Origin of the sequence: Mesorhizobium sp. M0571 (assembly GCF_040320985.1) — a bacterium.
Taxonomy (GTDB): Bacteria; Pseudomonadota; Alphaproteobacteria; order Rhizobiales; family Rhizobiaceae; genus Mesorhizobium.
Genome location: NZ_JAMYQT010000004.1, coordinates 122,593 through 144,083, shown reverse-complemented (window position 1 = coordinate 144,083; position 21,491 = coordinate 122,593). Strand labels below are relative to the sequence as shown.

Annotated in this window: 19 protein-coding genes and 1 pseudogene; 13 read left to right on the top strand and 7 right to left on the bottom strand. The window is 62.4% G+C overall.

Features of this window, described 5'->3' with window-relative positions:
- Positions 1-5: 5 nt before the first annotated feature.
- The 3 genes from NKI85_RS07120 to NKI85_RS07110 all read right to left on the bottom strand — a co-directional run bounded on the left by NKI85_RS07120 (position 6) and on the right by NKI85_RS07110 (position 995).
- Entirely contained in the window at positions 6-164 is a 159-nt protein-coding gene (locus NKI85_RS07120) for a hypothetical protein (protein WP_352527137.1), read from the bottom strand.
- A gap of 148 nt (positions 165-312) precedes the next feature.
- Positions 313-750 carry a GFA family protein gene (locus NKI85_RS07115; protein WP_352781703.1) on the bottom strand — a complete coding sequence of 146 codons (438 nt, stop codon included), beginning with the start codon at positions 748-750 and terminating at the stop codon, positions 313-315.
- A gap of 26 nt (positions 751-776) precedes the next feature.
- Positions 777-995 carry a hypothetical protein gene (locus NKI85_RS07110; RefSeq protein ID WP_254818791.1) on the bottom strand — a complete coding sequence of 73 codons (219 nt, stop codon included), beginning with the start codon at positions 993-995 and terminating at the stop codon, positions 777-779.
- Positions 996-1,142: 147 nt separating this feature from the next.
- Here NKI85_RS07110 and NKI85_RS07105 point away from each other — a divergent pair.
- A pseudogene (locus NKI85_RS07105) lies at positions 1,143-3,443 on the top strand (FdhF/YdeP family oxidoreductase).
- Positions 3,444-3,607: 164 nt separating this feature from the next.
- Here NKI85_RS07105 and NKI85_RS07100 read toward each other — a convergent pair.
- Both NKI85_RS07100 and NKI85_RS07095 read right to left on the bottom strand, forming a co-directional pair.
- A complete protein-coding gene (locus NKI85_RS07100) occupies positions 3,608-3,949 on the bottom strand; it encodes a response regulator (protein ID WP_352527136.1) in 342 nt (113 codons plus the stop codon).
- Positions 3,950-3,963: 14 nt separating this feature from the next.
- Positions 3,964-7,068 (bottom strand): CheR family methyltransferase, encoded by a 3,105-nt coding sequence (locus tag NKI85_RS07095; RefSeq protein ID WP_352527135.1) that lies wholly within the window; start codon positions 7,066-7,068, stop codon positions 3,964-3,966.
- Positions 7,069-7,194: 126 nt separating this feature from the next.
- Here NKI85_RS07095 and NKI85_RS07090 point away from each other — a divergent pair, with 126 nt between their 5' ends.
- Positions 7,195-7,392: a hypothetical protein gene (locus NKI85_RS07090; RefSeq protein WP_352527134.1), complete on the top strand. Its 198-nt coding sequence runs from the start codon at positions 7,195-7,197 to the stop codon at positions 7,390-7,392.
- A gap of 1 nt (position 7,393) precedes the next feature.
- Positions 7,394-7,990, top strand: a complete 597-nt coding sequence (locus NKI85_RS07085; RefSeq protein ID WP_352776457.1) for a response regulator — start codon at positions 7,394-7,396, stop codon at positions 7,988-7,990.
- Between the two features lie 29 nt (positions 7,991-8,019).
- Here the strand turns inward: NKI85_RS07085 and NKI85_RS07080 are convergent, their stop codons facing one another.
- Entirely contained in the window at positions 8,020-8,292 is a 273-nt protein-coding gene (locus tag NKI85_RS07080; protein ID WP_352527132.1) for a hypothetical protein, read from the bottom strand.
- Positions 8,293-8,566: 274 nt separating this feature from the next.
- Between NKI85_RS07080 and NKI85_RS07075 the strand changes: the two genes are divergently transcribed.
- Genes NKI85_RS07075 through NKI85_RS07040 form a run of 8 tightly spaced genes read left to right on the top strand, consistent with a single transcriptional unit; the run spans position 8,567 to position 17,522 of the window.
- Complete coding sequence (locus tag NKI85_RS07075) at positions 8,567-9,673, top strand: NAD-dependent epimerase/dehydratase family protein (RefSeq protein ID WP_352527131.1); 1,107 nt, start codon at positions 8,567-8,569, stop codon at positions 9,671-9,673.
- On the top strand, positions 9,670-10,749 hold the full coding sequence (locus tag NKI85_RS07070) for an NAD-dependent epimerase/dehydratase family protein (protein ID WP_352776456.1): 1,080 nt from the start codon (positions 9,670-9,672) through the stop codon (positions 10,747-10,749). Before NKI85_RS07075 ends, NKI85_RS07070 begins: the two co-directional genes overlap by 4 nt.
- On the top strand, positions 10,746-12,038 hold the full coding sequence (locus NKI85_RS07065) for a TIGR04295 family B12-binding domain-containing radical SAM protein (RefSeq protein ID WP_352527129.1): 1,293 nt from the start codon (positions 10,746-10,748) through the stop codon (positions 12,036-12,038). Before NKI85_RS07070 ends, NKI85_RS07065 begins: the two co-directional genes overlap by 4 nt.
- A complete protein-coding gene (locus tag NKI85_RS07060; protein ID WP_352527128.1) occupies positions 12,023-13,123 on the top strand; it encodes a glycosyltransferase family 4 protein in 1,101 nt (366 codons plus the stop codon). The genes NKI85_RS07065 and NKI85_RS07060 overlap by 16 nt, the downstream gene beginning before the upstream one ends.
- Before the next feature lie 2 nt (positions 13,124-13,125).
- Positions 13,126-14,256: a CgeB family protein gene (locus tag NKI85_RS07055; RefSeq protein WP_352527127.1), complete on the top strand. Its 1,131-nt coding sequence runs from the start codon at positions 13,126-13,128 to the stop codon at positions 14,254-14,256.
- On the top strand, positions 14,253-15,347 hold the full coding sequence (locus NKI85_RS07050; protein ID WP_352527126.1) for a CgeB family protein: 1,095 nt from the start codon (positions 14,253-14,255) through the stop codon (positions 15,345-15,347). Before NKI85_RS07055 ends, NKI85_RS07050 begins: the two co-directional genes overlap by 4 nt.
- Positions 15,344-16,453, top strand: a complete 1,110-nt coding sequence (locus NKI85_RS07045) for a CgeB family protein (protein WP_352527125.1) — start codon at positions 15,344-15,346, stop codon at positions 16,451-16,453. Before NKI85_RS07050 ends, NKI85_RS07045 begins: the two co-directional genes overlap by 4 nt.
- A 22-nt stretch (positions 16,454-16,475) precedes the next feature.
- Entirely contained in the window at positions 16,476-17,522 is a 1,047-nt protein-coding gene (locus NKI85_RS07040) for a UDP-glucuronic acid decarboxylase family protein (RefSeq protein WP_352527124.1), read from the top strand.
- 267 nt (positions 17,523-17,789) lie between these two features.
- Here the strand turns inward: NKI85_RS07040 and NKI85_RS07035 are convergent, their stop codons facing one another.
- Positions 17,790-19,622, bottom strand: coding sequence for a hypothetical protein (locus NKI85_RS07035; RefSeq protein WP_352527123.1), 1,833 nt, complete (start codon positions 19,620-19,622; stop codon positions 17,790-17,792).
- 159 nt (positions 19,623-19,781) lie between these two features.
- On the opposite strand from NKI85_RS07035, the gene NKI85_RS07030 reads away from it, so the two are divergent.
- Positions 19,782-20,885 carry an inositol-3-phosphate synthase gene (locus tag NKI85_RS07030; RefSeq protein WP_352527122.1) on the top strand — a complete coding sequence of 368 codons (1,104 nt, stop codon included), beginning with the start codon at positions 19,782-19,784 and terminating at the stop codon, positions 20,883-20,885.
- A complete protein-coding gene (locus NKI85_RS07025; protein WP_352776455.1) occupies positions 20,882-21,478 on the top strand; it encodes a histidine phosphatase family protein in 597 nt (198 codons plus the stop codon). Before NKI85_RS07030 ends, NKI85_RS07025 begins: the two co-directional genes overlap by 4 nt.
- Positions 21,479-21,491: the final 13 nt, after the last annotated feature.

Sequence of the window (21,491 nt, the reverse complement as noted above, 5' to 3'; positions counted from 1 at the left end):
CAGGATTATTTCTTGATGATGTTTCCGTTGTTCAGATCGAAGGCCTGGGCACCGAATGCCTGCCTGAAGAAATCCTCCTGCAGATCGCCCCATTCGCCGAGATAGGCGCCGCAATTGCTGCAATGGATCGGCGTCGAATCCTTCGCGTTGTCGGGAATCTCCATCAGGATCGTCCCGCACGCCTTGCAATCGAGCTTGTCATCCAAACGGCGGCCCATTAGCCGATAATTGCGCGTTTTCGGCCGCGCGCCAATTGTCGTTTTCGTACGAAGCTGCGAACGGTACGTTTTCCACCTGCAGGCGGGCAGTAGTCTATCGGTCTGCCGGATTTCCGAACGCCGGATCGCGCCGCCTCGAATACGTCGCCACCCGCGGCAGGTCGTCTGGAAAGTCGACCCAGGGCAGCCTCATGTCCCAATATGCGTGAGCTTGTGGCGGAAACCGTTCGGGGTGGTCGAGAAAACCGATCGCCAGATAGAGTTCGTCGGGCAGGCCCTGGTCAACATAGCCGATAGATGTTCCGCAATCCGCACAGAAGGACCGGAGCACGCCGGGGGTTTTCGAAAAGGTCTTCGGTATGCCGGTGAGCAAAGTGAGTTCAGAAGGCCGATAACCAACCCACACCGTCAGAGGGCTTCCTATCGCCTTGCGGCAGTCGTCATCGTGATCGGAGCAAATCCAGAAAGGCTCGCCGCGCATCTCCGCCGTTATGGCGCCGCAAAAACAGGACCCCGTTTCAGTTCGTGGCATTGCCTACCTTCATTGCTGAGTCTCACTCATTGCTGGCCTGGCATTTCGGTATTTTCCTTGGGGTTCTTCTTGATGCCGGCGGCAGGCGAGGTATCTGCCGGAGCATTGCCACCCTGGTTCTGCTCAGGGGCTCGTTTGAGCGGCGACGTCTGCCAGCCCATATCGCCGTACAAAAAGCCTATGAGAAAGCCGACGATGATGATGGCCGAAATCACCATCGCAATTAACGCGTTACGTCGCTCCATTTCGCGCGACTCCTTTCTTCGAGCCGAACAAACGATGGCGGATATGGTTCCGGCGAGACGGAACGGTGTGACGGTAGGGACCCGGCCCGGAACATTCAGCCTTACGGCGGGTTCTTATGAATGCTCTTCTTACAGGGAGTGGCTTGCATGAAACCCGCCGTAACCGATCGCATCGAAACCAAGAGATACGACCACCCGACAGGCGGCTGAGGATCGCTTAAATCCCTCGTCCGCAAGGCGCGTGGCGAAGGCCTGCTGTTGTCCGGGATATGGAGCACGCTGCTCAAGCAGAACAAGGCCGACGGCTATATGTGCGTGTCTTGTTCATGGGCAAAGCCAGCCCAGCCGAGGCCTTTCGAGTTCTGCGAAAACGGCGCCAAGGCCACGATGTGGGAGCAGACGAAGCTGCGCTGCGAACCCGCTTTCTTCGCCGAGCACCCGGTGACGGAATTGCTCGATTGGCCGGACCACGATCTGGAGAAGCAGGGCAGGCTTACGGAGCCCATGCGCTACAACGCCGCCGTCGACCGTTACGAGCCGGTTTCCTGGGAAGATGCATTCCGCGACATAGCTGCCGAGCTGCAGCGGCTCGATCCAAAATCGGTGGTGTTCTACACGTCTGGCCGGGCCTCGCTCGAGGCTTCCTTCATGTACCAGCTCTTTGCGCGGATATATGGGTCTTCGAACCTGCCCGATTCGTCCAACATGTGCCACGAATCGACCTCGGTCGGCTTGCCGGAATCGATCGGTTCGCCGGTCGGGACCGTGCAGCTCGAAGACTTTGCGAAATGCGACATGATGTTCTTCTTCGGGCACAACACCGGGGTGACAGCGCCGCGCCTGCTGCATCCGCTGCAAGAGGCACGTCAACGCAACGTGCCCGTCTTTACTTTCAATCCCTTGCCCGAGCGGGGACTGAAGCGCTTCAAGAACCCGCAAAATCCCGTTGACATGCTGTCGCCCGGACCGGGCACCAAAATGTCCAGCGACTTCTTCCAGATTCGCGCCGGCGGCGACATTGCCGCGATGACGGGCATCGCCAAGGCGGTGCTGGCGCTCGACGACGCCGCCCGAGAAAGCGGCAGGACGCGTGTCCTCGACACGGCTTTCATCGCCGAGCATACGCATGGCTTCGCCGCGTTCGACGCCTTCCTGCGCAGCGCCTCATGGAGCGATATCGTCGCACGATCCGGCATTGCGCAAGCCGATCTGGAGCATGTCGCCGAGGTCTACAGCCATTCCAACGCGGTGATCGGCAATTACGGCGTGGGCCTGACCCAGCATCGGCACGGCACAGAGAACGTCCAGATGCTGTGCAACCTTTTGATGATGCGCGGCAATATCGGAAAACCCGGCGCCGGCATTTCGCCGCTGCGCGGCCATTCCAATGTCCAGGGGCAGCGCACCGTCGGCATATCGGAAAAACCCGAGCTCGTCCCGCTCGGCAAGTTCGCCGAATTCTACGCCTTTGAACCGCCGCGCGAAAAAGGCTTCGATACGGTCGAAACCTGCGAAGGCGTCATCGACGGATCGGTCAAGGGCTTCGTCGGGCTGGGCGGCAATTTCGTGCGGGCCGTTCCGGAAACCGGCCTGGTCGAGAAAGCCTGGCGTGGGCTCGACCTGCATGTCGAGATCGCGACCAAACTCAACCGCAGCCATCTGATCGCCGGCCGGACAACCTACCTGCTGCCTTGCCTGTCACGGCTGGAAAGAGATCATCAGGCGAGCGGCGACCAAAGGGTGTCGATCGAGGATTCCACCGCCTGTATCCACGGCTCGTTCGGATCGCGACCTCCGGCTTCGTCACATCTGCTTTCCGAGCCCAGGATCGTCGCCGAACTTGCCAAGGCGACGGTGCCAGGCAGGAGTTCGATCCAATGGGATGAGTGGGTTGGGGATTATTCCCGCATCCGTGACGAGATCGAGCGCTGCTACCCCCAACATTTCCGCGACTTCAACAAGCGCTTCCTGACGCCCGGCGGGTTTCATCGCGACATCAAGGCCAGCAAACGGGTGTGGGAGACGCCGAACAAGAAGGCCAATTTCAAGCTGCCAAGTGGCCTTGAAACCGATCCTGACATCGATGTCGCCGGCCGCGATGTGCTGACACTGATCACGGTCCGCTCTAACGACCAGTTCAATACGACCGTCTACGGCTACAACGACCGGCTGCGTGGCATCAGCGGCACACGCATGGTGCTGTTGATGAACGAAAAGGACATCCAGCGCCTCGGTTTGAGCGCGGGACAGGAGGTCGATCTCGAAGCCAATGCGCAGGATGGTGTGGAGCGCCGCGTGCGCGGGCTGCGCATCACGCCTTTCTCGGTTCCGGAAGGAAATTGTGCCGGTTATTATCCCGAGCTCAACCCGCTGGTTCCTTTGTGGCACAGAGCCGAGAAGGCTCATGTTCCGGCAGTCAAATCGGTACCGGTGCGGATATTGCCATAGGCCGGCCATGGGGTCTGGCTCGCAATGGCGGAGCAATGCGGCCTGCCACAGGTTCGGCGGCAGCGTGATGGAAAATCTGCATCGAAGCCGGCGATACGCTGGCCGGCGACGGCTGGCTGGCACCACGCCACGCCCGACCGACAAGCCGCTGGAATGCCAGGAATTCAGGAAGCCCGCGCGAGTTCATCTACGGCATTCAGGATCGCACTCTGGCTCGCCGGCTTCTGCACGATCCTGCAGGCGCGGAACCCGGCCGGAATTTCCCGTTCGCCAAAGCCTGAGAGGAAGGCGAACGGAACACCACGCATCCGCAACGCTTCGGCAATCGGGTAGCTGGTTTCGTCGTTCAGCTGGATATCCAGTAACGCGGCGTCGATCCCGCCTTCGCCGACGAGCCGGAGTGCCGCCGTCACCGACGAAACAGGTCCAACCACCTGATGGCCGGCTTTTCGCAGGTAAGCCGCCGCGTCGTCGGCGATCAGCCATTCATCCTCGACGATCAGCACACGCACCTTTCCGGTCACGACGAGCCCTCGCGGGTCAGAGGGAATGCAATTTCCGCCTCCAAACCATTTGAGCGGAAACTTGTTTCAACTTTTCCGCCCAGCCTGTAGCCGATTTCTCCGCGCAGAAGGGTAAGGCCGAAGCCGCTGTCGGTTGGCTCCTTGATGCGGGGGCCGCCCTTCTCGCGCCAGACGAGCTTGAAGGTTCCATCCACCACCGACCATTTCACAATTATCCGCCCGGCAGGCTTCGACAGTGCGCCATATTTGGCGGCATTGGTCGCCAGTTCATGGATTGCCATGCCGAACGAAAGCCCCTGTACAGCCTTGAGGCTTACCCGCTTGCCATCGAGCTCGAACCGTTCGGCCCCGAAGGGATCAAGCTCCTGGCGCAGCAGTTCCTCGACGGAGGCTTCCGTCCAGCTTTCGCGCGAGAGCAGACTGTAGGCTCGTGACATTGCATGCAGACGGCCGATCAAGGCTTCAGCGAACTCGTTTTTCGACGCCGAGTATTCACGCGTCCGGTTGGTGATGCTGGCGACAACCGCCAGCATGTTCTTGACGCGATGGTTCAGCTCCGAGATGAGCACTTGCTGACGCTCTTCAGCCTGCGCCAGCGTCGTCACGTCGATCAGGGTCACGACCACGCCTTGGATGCTGCCGCTTTTGTCCCGGTAAGGGTTGATGCGAACCAGGTAGAACCGGCCCTTGTCGTCGCGCGCAAGGTGATGGTTCAGGGTCTCTCCCGTCTCGAACACCGCCTGGATGTGCCGCTTCAACTCGGGGTAGTCGAGCTGGCTCGAAAGATCGGTCAGCGGTCGGCCGACATCGGACGGACGCAAGTTGAAGAACGACGACGCGGCGGGAGTAAAGGTCCGCACCACAAGGTTGCGGTCGAGGAAGATGGTGGCGATTTCCGTGCTTTCGAACAAGTTTCTGAGATCGCTGTTGGCGCGATCGAGTTCCTCTATCTTGCCGGTCAGTTCCGCATTGATGGTGTTGAGCTCTTCGTTGAGCGACTGCATTTCCTCCTTCGAGGCCTCAAGCTCCTCATTGGTCGACTGTGCCTCTTCATTGACGGAGACGAGTTCCTCGTTCGAAGATTTTACTTCCTCCAGCGCGGTTTCGTATTCCTCGACTGTCGACTGCAGCCGCTCGCGAGTGTCGCGCAACTCCCGTTCGAGATAGGCCGCATCTTCGGTGCCGCGGCTTTCCCGTGTCGGATCGGAGCGGATCTGGGCCTGTCCCACCGGATTGAACAGGACGAGGTAGAGGGGCTCGCCATTACTGCGTTCCGTGTATGGCTCGACCGTCAGTGTAATGAACTGAACCTGTCCGTCGTCTTCCTCGACCGCTATGTTCTCCCGCACGACCGTGCGGCGCGTCGTGGCTGCTTCCCGCAACGCGGCGCGCAGTTCCAGTCTCAGCCCGCGGCGGGCCAAGGTCAGCAACTGCCGGCTCGGGGCGCCTTGTGGCGCTTCCAGATATTTGCCCGTCCGCGCCGAATAGTAGACGATGTCGCCATCGCCATTGACCAGAACGTGAGGCGGGGCGAACCGCTCCAGCACCTGAGCCTCGATCGCCTGGCGCAGTGAATGGCTGGCCGCATCCTTCTTCGAGCCGCCGCGTCCAACCGGAAGGGCACCCGTGCGGCCATTGCCGATCAGGACCGGCGGCCGCGGCGTGGCATGTTCCCGCGCCTGGAATATCCGCTGCTTCTTGTCGACCGTGGCGAACAGGTCACCGTGCTGACCGATGCTTTCCGAGTTGCCGAGGAACAGGTAGCCGCCCGGCCTCAGCGCGTGATGGAAGATCGGAATGACCCGGTTCTGGATTTGCGGGCCGAAATAGATCAGCAGGTTGCGACACGAAATCATGTCGATGCGCGAGAAGGGAGGATCGCGGATAATGCTGTGCGGGGAAAAGATGCACAGTTCGCGCACCTCCTTGCCGAGCACATAGCTCTCGCCGTCACTGTGGAAAAAGCGTTGCCTGCGCTCGGGCGAAAGCCCGTGCAGCAGCGCTTCTGGATAACGTGCCGCACGCGCCACCGCGAGCGCCGGCTCATCGATGTCGGTCGCGAATATCTGGACGCGCGGCGGCGCGGAAAGCTTCTCCATGCGCTCGCGCATCAGCATGCCGATCGAGAACACCTCCTCGCCGGTGGCGCAGCCGGGCACCCACACACGCACGGCATCGGAGGCGTTCTTGCCTTCGAAAATCTGCGGTATGATCTTTTTCTCCAGCAATTTGAACGCTTCGGCGTCGCGAAAAAAGCTGGTGACGTTGATGAGCAGGTCGCGAAACAGCTTCGCCACCTCGTCCGGATCCCTTTTCAGCCGTTCTATGTAGGTGGTGATCGACTGCAGCTGCGTTATCTGCATGCGCCGCTTTACGCGACGCAGAAAAGTCTTGGTCTTGTAGCCGGAAAAGTCGTGACCGGAATGGCTGCGCAAAATGGCGTAGATTTCATCGCGGGCCTGATCCATCTCGGCCTTGTGCTCGTCGTCGGCTTCGGTCAGTCCGTTCAGCACATCGAAACCGCGGGCAAACGCCTGAAGCTTTGCCCCGATCTGCTCGGCGGGCGCCGCTATGTCGATCAGGCCGCTCGAAATCGCACTCTGCGGCATGTCCGGATTGCGCGGGCCGGAACCGTTGGAGGCCTGGGCAATCGTCAGCCCGCCATGCTCCTTGATCGCCCTGGCGCCGAGCGTGCCGTCCGAATCGCCACCCGACAAGATAATGCCGACGGCATACTCGCCCTGGTCCTCGGCCAATGCGCTGAAGAAAATGTCGATCGGCTTGCGCTCGCGGTTGAGCGTGTTCGGCCGGCGCAGCGAAAGCGCGCCCTTGCGGATGGTGAGGACGACGTTTTGCGGCATCACATAGACTTGGCCGGGCTGGACCGCCGCGCCCTCCTCGGCCACCAAGACCGGCATTTCGGTATAACGTCGGATGACCTCGTGCAGCAGGCTTTCCCGCTCCGGGCTGAGATGCGTGACGACGACGAACGCCATGCCGGTGTCGCCGGTCAGTCCTTTGAACAGGCCCTCCATCGCGGGAATGCCGCCGGCCGATGCACCGACGCCGACTATGGGAAATCTTCCATTCTGGGATGCCACGCCAAGCCCTTAGACCCAAATCACGCCTCAGACTAAGACCGGGCCGAGCCTGAGGCCAGTAAATAGTCCAATAACGGAACAAAGCACCGCCGGTGGCATTAACATTTGACTTCGGAGGCGGTTCCAATGGCAAGACGACCACCTGAAATAAAGCCGGCCAAGCGAATCCTGTTGCCCTCGCCGGATCTGACCAGGTTCCCGGTATCTGAAAACATCCCGCCTCGCCTGCTCGCGCTCGCGGAACGGTTGCAAGAGGTCCTGGCCCGCCATTTTGCAGAAGTCCGCGCCGACAGCCGTAAATCCCGCAGGAAGAAGGAACAATGAGGTGCGCGACCTGCAAGGCTTGCATATCCTGATCGTCGAGGACGAATGGATGCTGGCGGGCGATCTTGCACGTTACTTCAGCAAGATGGGCGCCGTCGTGCTTGGCCCAGTGGCGACGGTCGAACAGGCATCGAAACATACGGACGAGGCGGAGGCCGCGATCCTGGACGTCAATCTCAACGGACGACGGGTATTCCCGATCGCCGACGAGTTAATGCGCCGTGGCGTGCCGTTCGTGTTTTTCAGCGGCGATGAAGACATCGTTATTCCTGAGCGCCTTCGGTATGCCAGCAGCCTCCGAAAATCCTCGGACGGCCAGGCTGTTTTCGATGCTCTCTTCCCAGCCGAGACGCCTGCATCGAAAGGAGGTCGAGCGTCGGAGCCCTCGGACGACGTATTTTCACTGCTGCCCAAGCTCAGGCTCGCTGCACGCCTGCTGCTGGGAGACATGGATGCTTCCGACCGGCTGGTTGAGCGAACGCTCGAGCAGGCCATCGGCGAGATCGACAGGAGACGATCCGGCTCCTCCACCGAGGACTGGCTCAACGGCATCATGCGAAACATCGTCAGGGCACGTGGAGCGAACCTGCTGCACTGACCGCGGCCGTTGCCGGCAACTAGACGCGGTCAGCCTTTCCGGCTGCGCTCGACGAATTTGTTGAAACGGCTGGTTTTCCCGCCGCTGGTCTCGTCCTGATAGAGGAAGGCCAGTTCGTTCTCGTCGAATATCCTGAAGAACTCGTCCCATTCGACAGGCTCGAACGTCTCTTCAGGCTCGCCGAAGTCGATGCGCAGTATGCCGCCCTCGCCCTTGGTGCGAACCACCGCCGGCCGCCCGTCGCGGTCCTCGGCCCAGCGGCGGATTTCGTTATGATCGGTGGTCGTCTTCGATTCAGACATCGCAATCTCCCTTCGATTCCACCGCAGACCGCGAGACCCCCGCGTTGCCGGTCTGCCTTCACACAACCAGCAGATGCATCGCTGTCGGCATGTGCGCGCGGTCAGTCGAATATGGCTCCTAACACCAAGCGCGCTTCGATGTTCCCGTCCCCAGCCCAAGCCGGCCGGGACACTTTCGCGATCACACGGCGTTCCGGGAACTTTGTTGAAGCAAGGGAACAAACCTTTCGCCCGGAAGTTTGGGGCGGCAAAGCCATTCGTATGAGGAGTTGTCGTGAAACGTATACTGGTCACGGGAGGCTGCGGTTTCATCGGCCGCCACGTCGCCCAGGAACTCGTTGAACATGGCTATGGGGTTTCAATTCTCGATGCGCTGCTGGACCAGGTGCATGGCGGCGAGGCAATCAGCCTGCCGCCAGGCGCCAAGCTGATCAAAGGCGACGTTCGCGATCGCGATGCCGTCACAGAGGCAGTCGAAGATGTCGACGCGATCATTCACCTGGCGGCTGAAGTGGGCGTCGGCCAGTCCATGTACGAGATCGCCCGCTATGTCGGCGCCAACGACCTCGGCACCGCCACGTTGCTGGAAGTGCTGATCAAACGCCCGATCGAACGTATCGTCGTTGCTTCGTCGATGAGCGTCTATGGCGAGGGTCTCTATGCCACGCCGGATGGCCGGCGCATCGACAATGCGAGACGGCAGCCGGACGATATCCGCAGCGGCCAATGGAATCCCCTGTCGCCGGAAGGTGAAGTCCTGTCGCCGTTGCCGACCGACGAGCAAAAACCGGTCGATCTCGCCTCGATCTACGCGCTGACGAAATACGCTCAGGAGCGCGCCGTACTGATCTTCGGCGAAGCCTATGGCGTCGATGCGGTCGCGCTGCGCCTGTTCAATGTCTTCGGCGCCGGACAGGCACTCTCGAACCCGTATACCGGCGTCTTGGCGAACTTCGCCTCGCGCATCGCAAATGGCCAGCGGCCGCTGATTTTCGAAGACGGCGAACAGAAGCGCGACTTCGTTCATGTACGCGACGTTGCCCGCGCCTTCCGGCTGGCGCTGGAACAGCCCCAGGCGCGCGGCCACGTCATCAACATCGGCAGCGGGCGGGCCTATGCGGTCAGCGAAGTCGCCCGGCTGCTCGCCGAAGCGATGGGCGTGCCTGGCCGCCCGCCGGAAATCCTCGGCAAGGCACGCTCCGGCGATATCCGCAACTGCTTTGCCGACATCTCGAAGGCGCGCGAACTGCTCGGCTTCCAGCCGCAGTACCGGCTGGAGCATTCGCTCGGGGATTTCGTCGCATGGGTGCGTAACACGGTTGCCATCGATCGCAGCGCCGAGATGAAGCGGGAACTCGAAGCGCGAGGGCTGGTATCATGAGACCGGATTCACGCAATTTTCGCGAAGCGCCCGTCGCCATTATCGGCGGCAGCGGCTTCATCGGCTCGAACCTCGCCGACAGCCTGTTGTCGGACGGCGAGCCGGTGCTGGTCATCGACAATCTGAGCCGTCCCGGCGTCGAGCAGAACCTCGAATGGTTGACGCGAAAGCACGGCAACCGCCTCACCGTCGAAATAGCGGATATCCGCGACGCGGAGGCGCTCGCGCCGTCGGTGGCACGTTCGAAGGCGGTTTTCCACCTTGCCGCGCAGACCGCCGTAACCACGAGTCTGGTTCAACCGGATGAGGATTTCGACATCAACCTGCGCGGGACGTTCAACGTCCTGGAAGCCGCCCGCCGCAGCGGCAAGCGCATCCCCGTCGTTTTCGCCAGCACCAACAAGGTCTATGGCCGCCTCGCCGACCTCGCAATGCGAGAAGAGGACGGCAAATACGCGCCTTGCGACGCGGGCATCCGTGCGCACGGCGTCGACGAGACGCGCGGCCTCGATTTCTGCACGCCCTATGGCTGCTCGAAGGGCGCGGCGGACCAGTATGTTCTCGATTATGCCAAGTCATACGATCTGCCGACGGCGGTGCTGCGCATGAGCTGCATCTATGGACCGCGCCAGTTCGGGACGGAGGATCAGGGCTGGGTCGCCCATTTTCTGCTCAGCGCGTTCTCCGACCGGCCGATCACCATCTACGGCGACGGCAAGCAGGTGCGCGACATCCTGCATGTTTCCGATGCGGTCGCGGCCTATCGCGCCGTGCTCGACCGGATCGAGACGATCAAGGGCCAGGCATTCAACCTCGGCGGCGGACCGGAAAACGCCGTCAGCCTGCGCATGCTGCTGAAGGAGATTCGCGACATAACGAAACGGGACGTTTCGATCCGTTACGACCGCGAACGCACTGGCGACCAACCGTTCTTCGTCGCCGACACGCGGGCGATCACCGCTGCGCTGGGGTGGAGAGCGCACATCTCTTGGCGCGACGGTATTCGTGACCTCGCCGACTGGCTGCAGCGTCATCGCATCGACCCGCGTCCCGAACCGGCGAGGTACGTGGCATGAAGGTCGCCCTGGTCAATCCGTCCTGGACATACCAGGACAGCATCTATTTCGGCTGCCGTCAGCCGCATCTGCCGCTCGAACTCGGTTATTCGAAAGCCCTGCTAGAAACAGCCGGCCACGAGGTGCTGATGCTGGACGGGCAGATCCAGAAGCTCGACAACGCCGCGCTCGCTGATCGCGTCGCCGCCTTCGAGCCTGGCATGACCGTCGTCAGCACCGCGCCGACCTATCTGTTCTGGCGTTGCGCACCGCCCGAGTTGCGCGTGCCGGCCGATTTCCTCAACCGTCTTGCCCGCCACGGCGGCCGCACCGTCGCCGTCGGCCCGCATGGCTCGGCGACGCCGGCGCCGACATTGCGCAAGCTTGGGGTCGACATTGTCGTGCGCGGCGAATGCGAGGAAGTGGTCGCGGAACTTGCCCTGCGCGACGACTGGAGCGCGGTGCCGTCCACCGCCCATTTCGAGCATGAAAAACTGGTTTCGAACGGCGGCGCCCATGCGAGTTCGTTCATCAATCACCCACCGCTCGAATGGCCGTCGGACTGGATTGCCGCGCATTCGCACCACCACCATCGCTTCGACGACAATCAGGTCGGTTTCGGAGCGGAGGTCGAAGCGTCGCGCGGCTGCCCGTATAATTGCAGCTTCTGCGCCAAGATCGATTTCCGCGATGCCTACCGCCGCCGGAACCACGAAGCAGTGATCGCGGAGATCGATCGGCTCATCGCACAGGGCGTGGGCTACATCTACTTCATCGACGAGATTTTCCTGCCGCAAAAGGCGTTGCTGGAGGCGTTGGTCGATCGCGATGTGAAGTTCGGCGTGCAGACTCGCATCGACCTCTGGAAGCCGGAGCTGCTGAGACTGCTCGGTGCCGCCGGATGCGTCTCGATCGAAGCGGGCCTCGAAAGCCTGACGGTGGAAGGCCGCGCCATGCTGGCAAAACGCTGCCGGCTGGGCACCGAGGAACTGGCGGCGTTGCTGGTCGACGCTAGGCGCCACGTGCCGTTCGTGCAGGCCAATCTGATCGGTGTGGTCGAGGACGATCCCGCGCTGGTCGACTATTGGCGCAAGCACCTGATCGACAACGGCGTTTGGGCCAACGAGCCGGTGCCGCTTTATCCTTATCCGAGTTCGCCAAGCTATCGCGAGCTTTGGGGCGAGCCCGACGACCTCGCCTGGGAGCGCGCGCATGAACATTACCTCGCATCCTTCCGAACGTTCAGCGACATCCAGGAGAAGCGTCCGCGTCCGCTGGCCGAATTGGAGGCCACATGTTGCGGACACTGAGCCCGCCGCGGCGCATCCTGATGACCGTCGATGCCGTTGGCGGCGTCTGGCGCTATGCGCTCGATCTGGCCAGGCAACTGGTCGCCGGCGGCGACAGCGTCGTGCTTGCCGGGCTTGGTCCGGAACCGTCCAGGCAGCAGGCCGAGGAGGCCCAGTCTTTCGCGGCGCTGACATGGCTCAACACGCCGCCCGACTGGATGACCCGCAACGAGCACGACCTCGACGCATTGCAGCAGGAGCTGCACCCACTCATACGTGACTACGCCATCGACGTCGTCCATCTCAACGCGCCCACGCAGGCTGCGGGGCTCGATGTGCCTTGCCCCGTCGTAGCGGTCTCGCATTCCTGCGTGGTGACATGGTTCCATGTCGTCAAGGGACAGGCGGCGGACGGCGAATGGATCTGGCAGAAGGACCGCAACCGGCGCGGTCTCGACAAAGCAGGCATGGTCGTTGCGCCGAGCCGCAGCCATGCCGCCATGCTGGAAACCTGCTACGGGCCGATCGCGCGCCTGAGTGTCGTCGGCAATGGCGCGCGGCCCGGCCCGAAGAGCGAAAGGCGGGAATCGGTCGTTTTCGCCGCTGCGCGCTGGTGGGATGAAGGAAAGAACGCGGCGGTGCTGGACCAGGCCGCCTCCCTGACGCAATGGCCAGTCTTCGTCGCAGGTTCGCTGCAAGGGCCGGAGGGCCAGCATGTTGGCTTCAGTCACGCGGTTCCCGTCGGGCCGGTGCCGCATGAGGAAGTGCGCTCGTTGATGGCGCGGGCCGGAATCTTCGTTTCGCCGTCGCTCTATGAACCGTTCGGCCTGGCCACGCTGGAAGCGGCAATGTCGGCAACGCCTTTGGTGCTCGCCGATATCGCGACCTATCGCGAATTGTGGGACGGCGCCGCCATGTTCTACGACGTGCGCGATCCGCGCGATCTCGCCAGATGCATCAATGATCTTTGCAGCGACGCGCAGCGCCGGCGAGAGCTCGGTGAAGCGGCGGCCCGCCGAAGCCGCAGATTTTCGCTAGCAAGACAAGCGACCGCCATGCGCGGCGTCTACGACAAGGCGGCCCTGGCCACCATGGCGGATAGTTGATTATGCGGTTTTTATTCTACACCCATTCGATCGTTTCCGACTGGAACCACGGCAACGCACATTTCCTGCGCGGCATCATGCGCGAGCTGGTCGCGCGCGGACACCAGGCGATCGCGCTGGAGCCCGCCGAAGGCTGGAGCCGGTCGAACCTGGTTGCCGAGAAAGGGTCCTTTGCGATCGAGCGATTCAGGAAGGATTTCCCCGAGTTGATGCCGGTGACCTACGATGCCGCCTTCGACCACGAAGCCTGGATCTCCGATGCCGATGTGGTGATCGTGCACGAGTGGACCGAGCCGGACCTTATTGCGCGCCTGGGCAGGGCGAAAGCGACTGGCAGCCGTTTCACGCTGCTGTTCCACGACACGCACCATCGCGCCATCTCGGCCACGCAAGCGATTTCTGCCTTGCAGCTTGAACATTACGACGGCGTGCTCGCCTTCGGCGAAGCGCTGCGGGAAAGCTATCTTCGCGCCGGATGGGGCAAGCGGGTCTTCACCTGGCACGAGGCAGCCGATGACCATCTGTTCCGGCCACATCCTGAAATCGAACGCAGCGCCGACCTGATCTGGATCGGCAATTGGGGCGACGACGAGCGCAGCACCGAAATCAGGGAATTCCTGGTCGACCCGGTGTATGAGCTCGGCCTGAGCGGCACCGTCCACGGCGTCCGCTATCCACGGGATGCGCTCGCCGACCTTGCGGCCGCCGGCCTGCACTACGAAGGCTGGATCGCCAACGCCGACGTGCCGAAGGCGTTCGCAGCAAACCGCATCACGGTGCACATCCCGCGGCGTCCATACCGCCAAAGCCTCCCCGGCATCCCGACCATCCGCATGTTCGAGGCGCTCGCCTGCGGCATTCCGCTCGTTTCGGCGCCCTGGTCCGATGTCGAACGTCTGTTCAGGCCGGGCGCCGATTTCCTGTTTGCAAACAATGGCTTCGAGATGCGGCATCATCTCCGCGCCGTGCTGCATGATGCGGATCTCGCCGCTTCTCTGGCGACATCGGGCCTCGAGACCATTCGCTCGCGGCACACATGCCGGCACCGGGCGGATGAACTGTTCGGCGTGCTCGCCGAATGCGGGCACCGGCAAGCCGCCGACACGATCCTTGCAAAGGAGGCCGCCGAATGAAGATCGCATTTTACGGGTCGAGCCTGCTGTCGTCCTATTGGAACGGCGCGGCCACCTATTACCGCGGACTGCTCAAGGCTCTGGCCAGGCTCGGCTACGACATCACCTTCTATGAGCCGGACGTCTACGATCGCCAGAAGAACCGCGACATCGAAGCGCCGGACTGGTGCACCGTCGTCGTCTACGAGGCCACCCCAAATGCGCTGATGCAGGTGGCGGCCCGGGCGGCCGAGGCAGACATCGTCGTCAAGGCAAGCGGCGTTGGTTTTGCCGACGACGCGCTGTTGCGTGCGGTGCTCGATCACGCCCGCGCCGACGCGCTGACGGTGTTCTGGGATGTCGATGCGCCGGCAACGCTTGGCCAGTTGCGCGACGAGCCTGACCATCCGCTGCATAGTGCGCTACAGGAAATCGACCTCGTGCTGACTTATGGCGGGGGCGACCCGGTGGTGTGGGCGTACCGCGCCATGGGCGCCGCCGAATGCGTGCCGATCTACAATGCACTCGATCCGGAAACGCATCATCCGGTCGGCAAGGAGATGCGCTTTGCCTGCGATCTCGCCTTTCTCGGCAACCGGCTGCCGGACCGCGAGGCGCGCGTCGAGGCCTTCTTCCTCGAGCCCGCCAGCCACTTGGCCGATCAGCGCTTCCTGCTCGGTGGGTCGGGCTGGGGCGACAAGCAGATGCCCGCCAATGTCAGGTGGCTCGGCCATGTCGGCACGCGTGACCACAATGCACTGAACGTCACGGCCAAGGCGGTGCTGAACATCAGCCGCGACAGTATGGCGGCCAACGGCTTTTCGCCGGCGACGCGCGTTTTCGAGGCGGCAGGCGCCGGCGCATGCCTCATCACCGACGCCTGGCTCGGCGTCGAGCTGTTCCTGAAACCAGGCGAGGAAATCCTGGTCGCGCGCGACGGTGAGGATGTCGCCGAGATCATGCGAAACCTTACGGCCGAACGGGCCAAGACGATCGGGTCATCTGCGCTTCGACGCGTGCTTGGCGAACATACTTATACGACACGGGCCGTTTTGGCCGACGCCGTTTTCAGGCGCCATTTCGAGCGCCCGACCGTGGAGGCCGCGGAATGACGAAGCCGCTCGACATCGTCTTTCTCGGCCTGTCTCTGTCCTCGTCCTGGGGAAACGGCCACGCCACGACCTTTCGTGGCCTGCTCAAAGGCCTCCATGAGCTCGGCCATCGCGTCACCTTTCTCGAGCGCGACGTGCCGTGGTATGCAAGCCACCGGGACCTGCGCGATCCCGATTTCTGCGCCTTGCGCTACTATGAAACGACTGATGATCTTCGCTGCAATTTTGCGCGCTGCCTGCGCGAGGCCGATATCGTGGTCGTCGGCTCCTTCGTTCCGGAAGGCCCTGAAGTCATCGACGTCGTGGCGTCGCTGTGCACGGGTCGGTTCTGCTTCTACGACATCGACACGCCGGTCACGCTGGCAAAGCTTTCGGCCGATGATTGCGACTACATTGCCAAGCGGCAGGTCCCGTATTTCGACATCTATTTCTCCTTCACCGGCGGGCCGACGCTTGCCCGTCTGACGGCGGAATTTGGCGCAAGGCGTGCCGAGCCGCTCTACTGTTCCGTTGACCCGGAACGGCATCACGGAACGGGTGATCCGATCCGCTGGGATCTCGGCTATCTCGGCACCTACAGCCCCGACCGCCAGGCGACGCTGGAGGCGCTGTTGTTCGAACCGGCGCGTCGCATGCCGGAGCGCCGCTTCGTCGTGGCCGGCTCGCAATATCCGCGCGACATCGTCTGGCCGGACAATGTCGATCGCATCGAGCACCTGCCGCCGGCAGACCACGCGGCCTTTTATAGCCGCCAACGCTACACGTTGAACGTCACGCGCAGTTCCATGATCGCGGCCGGCTGGTCCCCCAGCGTGCGCCTCTTCGAGGCGGCGGCCTGCGGCACGGCGATCATCAGCGACTTCTGGGCCGGACTGGAAAGCCTGTTTCCGGGGCGGACGATCCACACAGCGCGCAAGACTGAAGACGTGACCGGCATCCTGTCCACGGAATCCAATAGCGCCCGGCTTGCCATGGCCAGACAAGCGCACGCGCTCATCCTGGCAGCCCACACAGGCACAGCGAGAGCCTGCGAATTCGTTTCGCTGCTGGCGCAGGCCAAATCGCCACGTTCTGCTCTCGATCTGGACGTCGAGAGTGCAGCATGACCCGCAGACGGGAGAAATAGAGATGCGGCAATCAAGAAAGGCGCAACGGACCAGGACCGTGCTTGTCGCCGGCGGCGCAGGCTTCCTCGGTTCGCATCTTTGCGAGACATTGCTCCAGATCGGCTGGCGCGTGATTTGCGTCGACAATTTCCTTACCGGCCGTATGGAGAACATAGCATCGATCGCCGATCGTCCGCATTTCCGGCTGATCAAGCAGGACATTTGCCGGCCGTTGGAGCTTGGCGAGCCGGTAGACCGCATCTTCAACATGGCATGCGCGGCCTCGCCGCCGCGCTACCAGGCCGACCCGGTCCACACGACGCGAACCTGCGTCATCGGAACGCTCAATCTGCTCGACCTCGTTGCCCGGAACGGCGCCCGCTTCCTGCAGGCGTCCACCAGCGAAGTTTATGGCGATCCCGAACAGCATCCGCAGAAGGAAGACTATGTCGGCCACGTGAACTGCATCGGCCCCCGCGCCTGCTATGACGAAGGCAAGCGTACCGCCGAAACCTTGTGCTTCGACTATTTGAGAATGGGAAAAGCCGATATCCGTGTCGCGCGCATCTTCAACACCTATGGTCCCCGAATGGACCCGGCCGACGGACGGATCGTTTCCAATCTGATCATGCAGGCACTCGAGAGACGGCCGCTGACCATATTCGGGGACGGATTGCAGACGAGGTCGTTCTGTTACGTCTCGGATCTGGTCGACGGCTTGATCCGACTGATGGACGTCGATCCCAATCCGCGCCAGCCGGTCAATTTGGGCAATCCGGGGGAGTTCACCATCCTGCAATTGGCGGGCCTGGTGAGAGGCATGACCAGCACCAAATCGGCCTTGAAATTCCTGCCACTGCCGCAGGACGATCCTCGCCGTCGGCAACCGGATATTTCCCGTGCAAAAAAGCTTCTTGGCTGGTCGCCAAAAGTGCAGCTTAGGCAAGGTTTGATGCGCACAATCAGCTATTTTGCCGAGCTTGAGGCGGCCCAGATGGTCGACAGAAGACCCCCGATTGCCGCCAGCGTGCATTCCGCATCAGGCCGGCTGCAAAACCTGCCGGCCTGAACGGCGGGGAATCGCCCAGCCGCTCGCACGAATCATGTCGGAGAGCGCGGGTCGTTTCGCGTCGGGTCGTCGGTCACTTTTTCTCGTCGCGGGAACAAGCTGTCCAGCTTCTGGTTCGGCCAGGGTACCGGCATGGAGACGATTTGTGCATCCGAAGCGATCCGCCAAAGACATCGAGCAAATGGCCGCAAGGGAGACGGCTGCCTTCCTGCGGCGGGCTTCCATCACCTATCTGGAATGCTGCGTGAGCCTGATGATGACGCATCTTCAGCGCGAAGAGGTAGTCGCCATCCTCGAAAAGGAAGCGGATATGCTGCGCCGACTGGACTGATCCTGCTCAAGCGGCCGCAGGTCCCGTAGGCTATCCAGGAAACGAAGCAGCGCTGCAGTGTAGCGCCCCGCCGCGGCCGCCAGCCGGTCGTGTTCCCGACCGTCGCCAGATCGTTCAGCCATGCTCCACAAGCCAAACTGGAAGGCAAGATAGCAGGGCTCGTAGTACTCGACCAAATTGGCGTCGACGAAACGAGAGGCTCTCGCCTCGACAGCTTTGCAAAGCGCCGCAGTCGCCGCGTCGGGGAGGCTGTACTCGACACGGGCGCCGGCAATGTCCCAGGCGATGTCCTGGCAACCGATCAGCTCGTGCGATCGGCAATGGTCGAGGGCGTCCGTCTTGACCAGCCTTCCACCGGGCGAAAGGATGAACTCCCACGGATGAAGCCGCCCGTCGATCTCGACCCGCTGCATGTTCTTGGGTGGAGCCTGCTTCGAGAACCAGTTCCGCAACTCCGCCGCACGGCTTTCCCCCAGCGCCTCGCTTGTATTCTGCACCGCCATGTCGGCAAGCGCCTCCAGCGAGGCACCCGGCTCGGAGGCGGGCAGATTGGCTGCGCGCCAGGCGAGATAGCGCGCGAGATGAGCGACCACTTTTTCCTTCGAAAGCCTTGCACGGTCCAGCGTTTTACCGCCGACCCAGCGTTCTACGAGAAAGCCATGGCACAGCCCGGCGACTTCCGGAGCAAAGCCTTCGTCATGCAGCCTCCTTGCAGTCTCGGCCTTGTGCATTCCGATTTCGCCGAGGCCGACGAATTTGACCGACCATTTTTCCCGGCCTGCAGAAGCGAGGAACTTCCGCCGCTCGAAGCCGCGGTGAACGGGTGGCCAATGATCCTGCGAGCCGTAGTGCAGGCGACGCCACTCTCCGCCGGATGTTTCCGTCAGGCTGACCGCTGTGCTGCCGATCGTCCGGGCTACCCAGTCCCGCAGCGTCGGGACAGCGGATCCAGCTAGGAAAGTACGTTCGAAGTCGGCGGTGTGTTTCTGGCAGCGCATCCATGCCTCGCGACTGTCCGCCGAAGCCTCGGGACCCGGGCCACTTGAATGGCTTGGGAACAGATGGATGCGTCCGGCATCGATGCCTAGCCCTTGCAGCCATGCGACGACGGCGTGGAACGAGCTGCCGGACAGGCCCGGGCCTTCATCGACGACAGCGAAGCGGGCCAACGGCTTCGTCCTCCAGCCGCTGATCAGCTCCGGATCGGCGGCAAGCCGCCTGCGAAACGGGTGACCGGTCGGACGGACGCTGACGGGTGCCGGTGTGTCGATGGCTGCAGCCACCATCGCTGCCAGCCCTAGGCCGATGCTGCGGATGCCAATCACGCATGTGTTCGCATCGAGACCCGACTGCCGCGCGGCGACGAAATAGCTCTCCGGATAGAGCGCATAATGGGCGTAGCCTTCAGCCGTGCCGGTCAGGATTTCGCCATCGCAATCGAGTTCGGCCATCATCCGCGGCACGTCCGCACCGACCGGGCCGTCGACTGCAAATCCGGCCTCGCACGATCTACCCACGTCCCGGGCCAAGCCGACCAAGAGATTTGCGCCCGCGATCCGCTGTGGGGAATTCCTGTCCGTGCCGTTGGCTTCGAATTCAGCATCGGCAAGGCCCTGGACCAGTTCCGAGAGCTTGATGAACAGGCCGACCAGGGCTGCGTGGCGTTCGATCCCGCTTGGCATGTCCGCAATGTGCTCGGCCGCTTCGCAGGCCGAGCCGCGAAGATATTGCGCGCTCTCCATTTGCTTGTGGTCGCCATAGACGATCATTGTCCCATCCCGGTTGGCCTTGCCCCCCGCTGCACAACTCGGCGAGCGCTACTTTGATCCACCGTCGGTTGCACGATTTTTGCAGCCGGCAAGGAACAATCCGGGAGGCAGGCGGTTTGGCACGAAGAACTTACCTTCAACAGCATAGGCAGCGGTTTCGTGGGATCGAAGAAAGTTCGGATCGGTATAGTCGGCGTCGGCAACTGCGCCTCCTCCCTTGTTCAGGGCATCACCTATTACCGCGACGCAAGGAGCAATGAGCCCATACCCGGGCTGATGCATGCCGATCTTGGCGGCTATCATGTCAAGGACATCGAAGTGGTCTGCGCTTTCGACGTCGCCAGGGGCAAGGTCGGACGCGATGTGGCGGAGGCGATCTACAGCGCGCCCAACAATACTTTCCGCTTTGCCAATGTGGCGGCTACCGGTGTTCGCATCGAACGCGGGCCGACGCTGGACGGCATCGGCAAATATTTGCGCGACGAGATCGAGGAGGCCGACGAGCCGGTCGCCAACATCAGCAAGATCCTCGCCGAAAGCGGCGCCGATGTCCTGGTGTCCTATCTGCCTGTCGGTTCTGAGGAGGCAACGCGCTTTTATGCCGAGTGTGCGCTCGAGGCGGGCTGCGCCTTCGTCAACTGCATACCGGTCTTTATCGCCTCGCGGCCGGAGTGGCGCCGGCGCTTCGAACAGCATGGCTTGCCGCTGATCGGCGACGACATCAAGAGCCAGGTCGGTGCGACGATCGTCCACCGGCTACTCGCCAACCTGTTTCGCGAGCGCGGGGTGCGTATCGACCGCACCTACCAGCTCAATTTCGGCGGCAACACCGACTTCCTCAACATGCTGGAGCGCGAGCGGCTGGAATCGAAGAAGATCTCGAAGACGCAATCCGTCACCAGCCAGATCGACGTTCCTCTGGAGCCCGGCAACATTCACGTCGGGCCGAGCGACCACGTTCCGTGGCTGACCGACCGCAAGTGGGCCTATATCCGGGTCGAAGGCACGACCTTCGGCGGCGTGCCGCTGAGCGCCGAACTCAAGCTGGAAGTGTGGGATTCACCCAACTCGGCCGGGGTCGTGATCGATGCGGTGCGTTGCGCCAAGCTGGCGCTCGACCGCGGCATCGCGGGCGCTCTGACCGGTCCCTGCAGCTATTTCATGAAATCGCCGCCCGAGCAGTTCACCGACGCAGAAGCCCGCCTGCGCACGCTCTCTTTCATCGCCGGTAAGGACGAGCCGATGCTCGATGCCGCGGAATGACGACGACGTTTTTTCTGGTCCGCCACGCCGCGCACGATAATGTCGGCTGTTATCTTGCGGGACGAATGGCTGGCGTGTGCCTCGGCGAAGCCGGCAGGGCACAGGCCTCGCATCTGGCTGACCGCATGGCACGCGAGGCGATAGCGGCAATCTTCTGCAGCCCGCGCGAACGCACGCGCGAGACAGCAAATCCGATCGCAATCGCCTGCAATGCCGGTGAAATCGCGATCCATGAGGAACTCGATGAGGTCGACTTCGGCACCTGGTCGGGAAAGACCTTCGAGGAACTGAACCAGGACGCCGACTGGCGGGCGTGGAACGACCAGCGTCAGCAGGCGAGAACGCCGAGCGGCGAGACCATGCTGGACGTGCAGCAACGCGTCGTCTCGTTGATCGAGGAGGTTCGCGGCCCATACCAGAACCAGTGCGTTGCACTGGTCAGCCATGCCGACGTCATCAAGGCCGCCGTGTGCAACGTGCTCGGCCTGTCGCTGGGAGACTGCTTTCGCTTCGATATCGACCCAGCGTCGATCACCACGGTTGTTTGGGGAGACTGGGGGTCGAAGCTGATCAGACTCAATGAAGCTGCCTGACGAGGAATTGCCG

Coding starts and splice junctions, on each gene's coding strand:
- NKI85_RS07120 (WP_352527137.1), bottom strand. CDS start 164: ATGGAGATTCCCGACAACGCGAAGGATTCGACGCCGATCCATTGCAGC.
- NKI85_RS07115 (WP_352781703.1), bottom strand. CDS start 750: ATGCCACGAACTGAAACGGGGTCCTGTTTTTGCGGCGCCATAACGGCG.
- NKI85_RS07110 (WP_254818791.1), bottom strand. CDS start 995: ATGGAGCGACGTAACGCGTTAATTGCGATGGTGATTTCGGCCATCATC.
- NKI85_RS07090 (WP_352527134.1), top strand. CDS start 7,195: ATGGCAAGACGACCACCTGAAATAAAGCCGGCCAAGCGAATCCTGTTG.
- NKI85_RS07080 (WP_352527132.1), bottom strand. CDS start 8,292: ATGTCTGAATCGAAGACGACCACCGATCATAACGAAATCCGCCGCTGG.
- NKI85_RS07070 (WP_352776456.1), top strand. CDS start 9,670: ATGAGACCGGATTCACGCAATTTTCGCGAAGCGCCCGTCGCCATTATC.
- NKI85_RS07065 (WP_352527129.1), top strand. CDS start 10,746: ATGAAGGTCGCCCTGGTCAATCCGTCCTGGACATACCAGGACAGCATC.
- NKI85_RS07060 (WP_352527128.1), top strand. CDS start 12,023: ATGTTGCGGACACTGAGCCCGCCGCGGCGCATCCTGATGACCGTCGAT.
- NKI85_RS07055 (WP_352527127.1), top strand. CDS start 13,126: ATGCGGTTTTTATTCTACACCCATTCGATCGTTTCCGACTGGAACCAC.
- NKI85_RS07050 (WP_352527126.1), top strand. CDS start 14,253: ATGAAGATCGCATTTTACGGGTCGAGCCTGCTGTCGTCCTATTGGAAC.
- NKI85_RS07045 (WP_352527125.1), top strand. CDS start 15,344: ATGACGAAGCCGCTCGACATCGTCTTTCTCGGCCTGTCTCTGTCCTCG.
- NKI85_RS07040 (WP_352527124.1), top strand. CDS start 16,476: ATGCGGCAATCAAGAAAGGCGCAACGGACCAGGACCGTGCTTGTCGCC.
- NKI85_RS07035 (WP_352527123.1), bottom strand. CDS start 19,622: ATGATCGTCTATGGCGACCACAAGCAAATGGAGAGCGCGCAATATCTT.
- NKI85_RS07025 (WP_352776455.1), top strand. CDS start 20,882: ATGACGACGACGTTTTTTCTGGTCCGCCACGCCGCGCACGATAATGTC.